Below are 7,284 nucleotides of genomic sequence, written 5' to 3'. Positions count from 1 at the left end.
GTCCCCCCCCCTCCCCCCGGGTGGCTGCCTTCGCGGCCCGGTGCTGTGGCCCGCCCGGCCCGCCCCTATGTCCTCGTGCCGCTCCGAGATGCGGCCTATGCTAGGCTGCGGCCTTGCGGCGAACCACGGCGAGGCCGAGCAGGCCCAGGCCGAGGAAGGCCAGACCGGCCGGGGCTGGCACGGCCACCTGCGAGGCGCTCGCATTGCCGCTGACGCTCGCCGTGAAATGGCAGAGCGTCGTGCCGCAGATGCTGAACGCCTGGGTGAGCGCCGTTAAGGTGAGGCCGAAAGCAGACGGGTCCTGCAGGTTAGCGGCGGGGATCAGGTCAGACGTCAGGGTCACGGAGCCCGACGGATCGGTGGCGATCAGGCTGGCCTGGAACCCGCCCGCCGGTCCGGCGAGACGCGAACCCTCCAGCGCAATGTCGGAGAAAGTGCCGGACAGGTAGTTAGTGCCTGTACCAGAGGTAATGCTGAAGCTGCCAGCGAAGGCTTGGCGGATGTCATCGCCACCCACAAGCGTCGCGTCGCCCGTGCTGGTCGCGGCCAAGTTCAGGAAAGCTGCGAATGGCGTCGCGACGCCATTCGCATAGCCCGACACCGTCACGGCAACGTTTGTCCCGGTCAGCGTCGTCGTGGTGCCACCAAAGGAGTCGGCGATAATGGTGTTGCCCGTCGCGTTCTGCGCGAAGGTGATGATGGTGATCGGCGCCGCCTGGGCGATGGCGCTCAGGCCAACAAAGGCGGCCGTGGTCGCCATGAGAGCTAGCTTTTTCATCTCGGTTCTCCTCGGATCAAGTTGCTTCGTGCTTTCGCACCTTGTGGGGTGGGGAGACCCACCCCTTGAGGATGAGCGACGGGCTTTCGACCCGTCGCTCCCAAGTGGAGACAGTCAGGCGGCCTTGCGGCGGACCATGCCGAGGCCGAGCAGACCGAGGCCCATCAGGGCGAGGCCAGCCGGCGCAGGCACGGGCGTCGGCGTGATGGTGGCCGGACCCAGTCGGACTTGCTCCAACTCACTGATGAGCGAGATGCCCACGGTCGAGACCAGGGTGAAGCGCACAGCCACCTGACCGTCCAGGGAGCCGAGCGTGAAGAAGTTCTGACCGGTGCCATCGAGGGCGATGTTGTTGAAGTTGAAAGAGGTGCCGAACTGGTCGACGGCCGTGAAGTTGGCAAAGCCGTCGGCGGTGGCATCCAGGTTGAACTGGAGCTTGTCGAAGCCCAGCGTCGGGTTGGCAAGCTCAATGGTGATGGTATTGAACGTACCATCCTGCGCCTTGATGGAGGCTTGGCCGCCACCACTGATGTTCAGCGTCTCGTTGCTGGTGAAATTCACCAGGGTGGTGTGGGAAGTATTGAGGCACCCCTGCACCGTCGTGCCGCTTGAGGCCGTTCCGCAGGCATTGAAGATGACGTTGTCCACGTCACCGGAACCGCCGACCAATCCGGGTTGCAGGGTCAGGGTCGCGCTGGCCGGAGTGGCGAAAGCCAAACCGCAAGCGAGGGCGGCTGAGGCAAAAATTGAATTTTTGTTCATGACGCACTCTCCTCATTGGCCGAACGAAAGTCCGGCACTGAGGGAGGTGCAAGTGTCGTGCCAAGAACCTTTCTCGCGCGCGGACAATGTGATACGTCTTTCCTTTTTTGAGACGTTCGCAGGTTGTAAAGCATGCCGACGCAATAATTCTAATGTGAATGCAACCTTTTGCGTGGCGCTCGACACGTCCTAAGCCGGGCGGCTGGTTTGCCAAGGCGTCGCGCGAGGGCAAGCCGCTCCAGCCACCGCTCGCGCCCGTGATCACACATTTCATGCGGCCTCCGCCTCCGTGATGGGGTGATAGGGCGCTCAAGGAAGGCTGTAAGGGCGCCGCGCAAGGACCTTTTGGTCTCGATTGAAGCGGGTTCGCGATGTCGTGTGGGAGACGCAGCTCGTCAGCCCGCGAGAGCGCGCTCGCTGGTCATTTGCCCAGAACCGGACGGGTCTCCTGAGCCATGGCCATCAGCAAAGATTACAGCGGTTCTCGCCTCTCGGGGCCTGCAGACGGGTTCCAGGTCAGCCTGCTCGCCACCCAGCCGCCGGGCTCCGTCACCCTGACCTCTGCCCAGATCGCCGCTTCCAACCTGCGGGATCCATCGGCGGTCGGCTTCACCTTCACGGCCCTTTCTCAGCCGTTCGACATCTGTGGCTCGACGATCTGCCACTTCACGGCGAGCGTCAGCGGCAACGCGAGCGCCTCTCAGGTGGCTGTGCCCGCCCCGGCCGGTCTGGCCTTCCTCGGCCTCGGCCTGCTCGGCCTCGCCGCCGTGCGCCGCAAGGTCGCAGCCTAAGCACAAACCGCTTCCTCTAGCGGTGTGAGAACATAAAGGCGGCCCTGGCTCTCACGAGCCCGGGCCGCTTCCGCGTGCGGCTCGCGACTGCTGGCGGGCGCCATGGCAAATAGGCCCGAGTTGATCGAACAGCTGGATCCACAGGGGCCCATCACACGCCCGAGGCTTCGGTCCAGCGTCCGGCGAAGAGGCGCTTGGAACGGATGTCGTCCTCGATGTCACGCAACTCCTTCGCGGGCACGCCGCCCAGCAGTCGGTAGGGCGTCGAGAAGCTGCGTGTCACCACGCTTCCCAGCGAAACGACGGTGTTGTCCGCAATCGCCGCGCCCGGGGCGAAGCGGCAGGCGGAGCCGATGAAGCAGTCCGCGCCGATATGGACCGTGGAGCGCGGCGTGCTGGCGCCATGCGTCCAGAACTGGCTGCCGCGACCGGCGATCCAGCACCGGTCGCCGATCAGGATCTCGCCATTCGCGTCAAAGAAATGCCCCGGTGAGATGCGGCAGCCATCGCCGACCACCATGCGCTGCTGATACCGCGCACCGTGGTCGGAGGGGGCGGCCGCGCCCGTCCATATTCCGCAGCGGATCTGGTTGGATGAAGCGATGGAGGAGCGCGCGCCCACCGTGAGGGAAAGGGGCCCGGAGAAGAGGTTGAAGCGCTCCAGATGCGCGCCGGGGCCAAGGACCAGCCGAGCCACGCTGATGAAGCTCAGCGCATCCACGCGCGCCGTTGGGTGGATCTCGTAGCCCAGCGCCCACCGGTAGGCGGCGCGTCGCAACCCGTTCGTCGGAAGGAGAGTGATAAGCAGCGCTGCAAGGCGCCGGAAGTGGGAAGAGGTCATGATGCCGATCACAACACGGTGAGGATCTGGACTGCCACCACAAGCCCCTGCCATAGAAGGGCGAGGACCAGGATAGGGATGCGGGGAGGGGATTGGGGTGTGTGGCACGACGCGCACGCTGGCTTCCGTGCCCATCATGGCGTTGCCTCCGGTGCCGGGGCTCCTAGCAACGAGAGCGCCTGCTGCAACGCGCCCTGCAGGAGGCCAGGGTCCGGGCGCGCGCGCCAGAACGCGCATCCCCATCAGCACGGCGAGCAGGAGACGCGCCAGATCCTCGGGCGGACGCTCGGCGCTGACGCTTCCCTCTTGCTGGCCGGCTTCGACGCAGCGGAACAGGAAGCTCTCGATCTCGCCGAGGCGCACCGCCACCGCCGACCCGATGGCCGGATCGTGCGGTGCGACCTCGAGCGCCGTGTTCACGAGCAAGCAGCCGCGTTTGTCCGACCCAGCACACCGGCTGGCCCGTTTGATGCTTGCAATTAACGGGGCAGCGTCTGAGGCGCACGCGAAACGGTGAATCCCGGCCGCTCCCTTTTAGGCGGAAAGGTCGCCGCCGCCGCTGCGTAACATCTCCATCGCACGATCCGTGTCGGACCCTGAGATGGTGAGCTGCAGCGTTGTCGCGCCGCTTGCTTCCGAAAGCGTCGCGCAGCGAGGGTCCAGCGGAAGGTCGCGCACCAGCTTTTCGACCGCGAGCTTGGCCGTGACATGGTCTTGGAAACGCGCAGTCAGACTTTTCGGATTGGGCACGTCCGGCTTGTCCGAGGCGTCCATCATTTCGGTCATCTCAACCGCACGTGTTCCCACGGCCGGGGTGGGCGCGACCGGATCACTCGCGGGAAAGGTGTCAGGCACCGCGGTCTTGGCGCTGCGGTCGGCGGCCGAGCCCGGCGTCGCATCGTGGTGACGGCCCGACGTCGCGGGTTTGTCGGACATGATGATGCTCCTTTCCTGTTGGCCAACGAAGCTTGAAGTGCCCCGCCATCGTCACGGTTGTCCTGGCTGCTCTGGGAGCACTTGCCACATCCTCCCTTCGTGACTGATCGCGTGCGAAGTGTCGGGCTCTACTTTTCCCCGAGCAATTGTTGGACGGCGGTGGCCAATTGTTTCTCGGTGACGGGCTTCGGCAGGACAGGAACGTCCAAGCCCGTCTGCTCGAGCTGCGAGGCACTGCCTGTGACGAGCAGTACAGGAACGTGGCGCTCGGCGAGGCAGCGAAGCGCCGGCTCGCTGGTTTCGCCGTGCCCGAGGTTGAAATCCAGCACCGCTGCATCAAGCGGCTCGCTCGCGGCCAGGGTGGCGGCTTGCTCGGCCTGAGCGACCGGCCCGATCACCCGGCAGCCCAGACGCTCCAGGACCATGGCCACAAACAGGGCAAGGACCGGTTCGTCCTCCACAACAAGGACGCGCGAACCTCGCGGGGCTGCTGCCATGGTGCCGGCTCCATCTGCAGTTGTGACTGGCCCAGGTCGGCACGCCAGTCCGGAACAAACGTTCGGCGCGCGTAGCAAGTTTGCCTGACGCAAAGAAAGCCTGCGAAATCATGCACGAACGGGAGCATAGGTAGACCTGATATCATTCCCAAAATGCCGCGTTACGTAATCTCGGCCGATGGATCTTGGCGATTTTGCTTTCTTCTTTCGTAGGGTTCCCCTACAACAAACAACCTGGGGTAGAAAATCAGCGGAGTTGAGGCTCCACACCCAAACCGAAAGATGTGCCACCGTGCCGCCCTCTGCCAGCTTTGTGCCGGGCCTTGTCGTCGCGTCGAACGAGGCCACGATCGAGGTGGACGTCGAGGGGCGTGAGATCGTGTCTGCAGCAGCCGCCCCGCGCTTCGGCAAGCCCTTTGGCGCAACACCGTCTGGCTTGGGATCGAGAACTTGGTGATGCGCCTTTCTTCGGCCGAAGTCTTGCCTCAAGCAGCGCTCACGCTCGGTCTTCCAGCACGGTGCTGGAGGAGACGCTTCGCAACCGCAGGGCTGCTTGACGACGAAGCCCGCCACCCCTCCTGACCGCCTAGAAAGACGCCTTGATCCAACCGCCACATGACGCGCCCCGACATCGGGGCGACCCTTGCCCAGAGAGGCTCCAGACCATGCTCGCGTCGTCCGTTCCTTCATCGCTGTCTGGCCTTCGCGTTCTTCTGGCCGAGAACGAGGTGGTCACTGGTTTGGCATTGAGCTGTGAACTCACACGCCTGGGCTGCCAGGTGCTCGGTCCGCTCCAGCGGCTGGAGGAGGCTCTTGCGGTCGCCGAGGCCGAATCCTTCGATGTCGCGATCCTTGACGTGGCTCTGCAAGGGGGCGCGCGGTCCACCGCTGTGGCCGAGGCGCTGCGACGCCGTGCAATCCCCTTCATCGTGACCACTGGCTATCGTGCAGAGGAGGTCAAAGGGGAGTACGGCGACTGCCTGGTGCTCTCCAAGCCCTACTCCCCCAAGGAGGTGCAGAAGGCCCTGGCACGGATGACCCCCGCGGCCTGAGGCCACCCACTGCCCATATCGGGCGGTGCGCTGTCATCAAACCGATGCAAGCCAGCCTTCCAGGCGAATTCTGAGTGCTCGCAGGCGCCTCAAGCGGTCGCCGTCTGATCGCGGCAAGGGCCCGGAGCGTGTCATGCGCCGCGGCTTCCAGCCATTCGGGCCCCAGGTCGAAAGCTTCGTGCTCTGCTTTCAGTTGGGAACGCACGAGATGCAGCTCTGCCTCAAGTTCGGCCAGGGTCTGGCGGGCAGCCTCTGCCAGCTGAGGGCCACCCCCGCCCTCCGCCGCCTCGACGACGGCGCGCTGATAGGCGACGCGACGTTCCGCGCCACACCGACTGCCTCGCCGCGCTCAGAGGATTGTCGTGCCCATCCATGCTGGCCTCCCGAGAACAGAATGCTTCATCCCAGGAACGGATGCTGACCGACAGCTGCTCCCCAAGAACAGGCGCATGGATCTCAGGTCATTCACGGAGACGGTGAAACCCCATGCGCGGACATGTGTTTTCGGGTCACTACCAGACTATCGCTTTCCGCAGGTTTGACACTCATTGGGACAGTTGGGCCTCATCCTGTCGCTTTCGGGCGGCAGGGTGGGGCCTTCAACATAAGGCCCTCTCGTCCTTCGATCGGTGCGACCGGCCTGCACCTGGCAGGCCTGGCGATGCGCACGATCAGGACCGAAGGCGCTCCGCCTCGCACGCTGGACAAGGGCATCCGCGCCCGCGGATCGGCTTCTCCGGGGCGGCCGAGGCCACCAAGGAAAGCACGCGCGGAAGGACGGCGGCTTCGCTCGGGCCCGACGCGCCGCCCTTGATGAGCTTGAGCGGAGTCGGCCCCAGACAGCGATTGGTGGTGATGCCCACGCTTAGGTCCCAAACCTCGCCAGGACCCGGAGCAGGAGGAGCCAGGTCGGGGCCTGGCGATGAGGTGTCGTTGGCCATGCGGCCCTCCCGAGAGCGACCATTCGCCCTCATACAAAGAATGCAGCTGTGGGATGGGGCCTGGGCTCCCCGCCCAAATGTGGCCTTATTGTGGCAGGACGAACACGGGTCCGCCAGCGGAATCCCCGTCACCGCGGGCGGCCAATGAAAACTTCCTGGCTCGCGGGTGTTTTCCTTTTTGTCCCTGCTCTGTCGCTCAGAAGAGCGGTACCGGGGATACAAGACCTGGAGCCGACCCCAGGCCGAAGCCGGTCATACGATCTACTTTCCTTTGGCTTCGAGAAGCCCCGCCCTCGCCGGCGGGGCTTCGTAGTTTGGGGTGACCAGGGTCTATGCCGTGGCGACGCGCTGGCGCGGGATCCCGTAAGGCTCGCAACAACCCATCCCGCTCGTTAAGGACTGCTTCAGCCATTTCTGCCGCTCCTGCAAAGCGGCTGATGGGGAGCGTGGATTACGAGATGATCCGTCGCAGCACCACTGCACGCCCTGTCCCGTCCGGACCAAGCCCTCACTGTGTCCCGCTGTGCAGGCCCGGCGCAAGGGAGCCGGTGCGACAGATTTCCTGAGACACGGATGGCTCAGGCTGCAAGGAGGTTTCTGACGGTGACGTCCATCGCGATCATGCGACTGGAGGTCTCGTTCACGCCCAGGAGAGCCATCGCCTGTTCCATGGACGCGGGTTTGGG

At 64.9% G+C, this 7,284-nt stretch carries 7 protein-coding genes; 2 read left to right on the top strand and 5 right to left on the bottom strand.

The genetic code is table 11. From position 1 onward, the window contains the following. Positions 1–100 precede the first annotated feature (100 nt). Together OF850_RS21985 and OF850_RS21980 are read right to left on the bottom strand one after the other, a co-directional pair. A complete protein-coding gene (locus OF850_RS21985; RefSeq protein WP_301592469.1) occupies positions 101–778 on the bottom strand; it encodes a hypothetical protein in 678 nt (225 codons plus the stop codon). 114 nt (positions 779–892) lie between these two features. Then, positions 893–1,540, bottom strand: coding sequence for a PEP-CTERM sorting domain-containing protein (locus OF850_RS21980; protein WP_301592468.1), 648 nt, complete (start codon positions 1,538–1,540; stop codon positions 893–895). 455 nt (positions 1,541–1,995) lie between these two features. Here OF850_RS21980 and OF850_RS21975 point away from each other — a divergent pair, with 455 nt between their 5' ends. Beyond that, complete coding sequence (locus tag OF850_RS21975) at positions 1,996–2,331, top strand: hypothetical protein (protein ID WP_301592467.1); 336 nt, start codon at positions 1,996–1,998, stop codon at positions 2,329–2,331. Between the two features lie 151 nt (positions 2,332–2,482). Here the strand turns inward: OF850_RS21975 and OF850_RS21970 are convergent, their stop codons facing one another. From OF850_RS21970 to OF850_RS21960, 3 genes are all read right to left on the bottom strand, one after another. Then, on the bottom strand, positions 2,483–3,598 hold the full coding sequence (locus OF850_RS21970; protein ID WP_408906486.1) for a hypothetical protein: 1,116 nt from the start codon (positions 3,596–3,598) through the stop codon (positions 2,483–2,485). Between the two features lie 108 nt (positions 3,599–3,706). Beyond that, positions 3,707–4,108, bottom strand: coding sequence for a hypothetical protein (locus OF850_RS21965; protein ID WP_301592465.1), 402 nt, complete (start codon positions 4,106–4,108; stop codon positions 3,707–3,709). A 128-nt stretch (positions 4,109–4,236) separates the two neighbouring features. Continuing rightward, positions 4,237–4,605, bottom strand: a complete 369-nt coding sequence (locus OF850_RS21960; protein WP_301592464.1) for a response regulator — start codon at positions 4,603–4,605, stop codon at positions 4,237–4,239. Positions 4,606–5,270: 665 nt separating this feature from the next. Here OF850_RS21960 and OF850_RS21955 point away from each other — a divergent pair. Further along, positions 5,271–5,657, top strand: a complete 387-nt coding sequence (locus OF850_RS21955; RefSeq protein ID WP_301592463.1) for a response regulator — start codon at positions 5,271–5,273, stop codon at positions 5,655–5,657. Positions 5,658–7,284: the final 1,627 nt, after the last annotated feature.

The organism is Sabulicella glaciei (assembly GCF_026183895.1).
Taxonomy (GTDB): Bacteria; Pseudomonadota; Alphaproteobacteria; order Acetobacterales; family Acetobacteraceae; genus Roseococcus; species Roseococcus glaciei.
Note: the sequence above shows the minus strand (reverse complement) of the source record. Positions and strands in the feature narration are given on the sequence as shown.

What these genes read in the sequence shown, in the direction of transcription:
- OF850_RS21965 (WP_301592465.1), bottom strand. Translation starts at nt 4,108, where the DNA reads ATGTCCGACAAACCCGCGACGTCGGGCCGTCACCACGATGCGACGCCG.
- OF850_RS21980 (WP_301592468.1), bottom strand. Translation starts at nt 1,540, where the DNA reads ATGAACAAAAATTCAATTTTTGCCTCAGCCGCCCTCGCTTGCGGTTTG.
- OF850_RS21985 (WP_301592469.1), bottom strand. Translation starts at nt 778, where the DNA reads ATGAAAAAGCTAGCTCTCATGGCGACCACGGCCGCCTTTGTTGGCCTG.
- OF850_RS21975 (WP_301592467.1), top strand. Translation starts at nt 1,996, where the DNA reads ATGGCCATCAGCAAAGATTACAGCGGTTCTCGCCTCTCGGGGCCTGCA.
- OF850_RS21960 (WP_301592464.1), bottom strand. Translation starts at nt 4,605, where the DNA reads ATGGCAGCAGCCCCGCGAGGTTCGCGCGTCCTTGTTGTGGAGGACGAA.
- OF850_RS21955 (WP_301592463.1), top strand. Translation starts at nt 5,271, where the DNA reads ATGCTCGCGTCGTCCGTTCCTTCATCGCTGTCTGGCCTTCGCGTTCTT.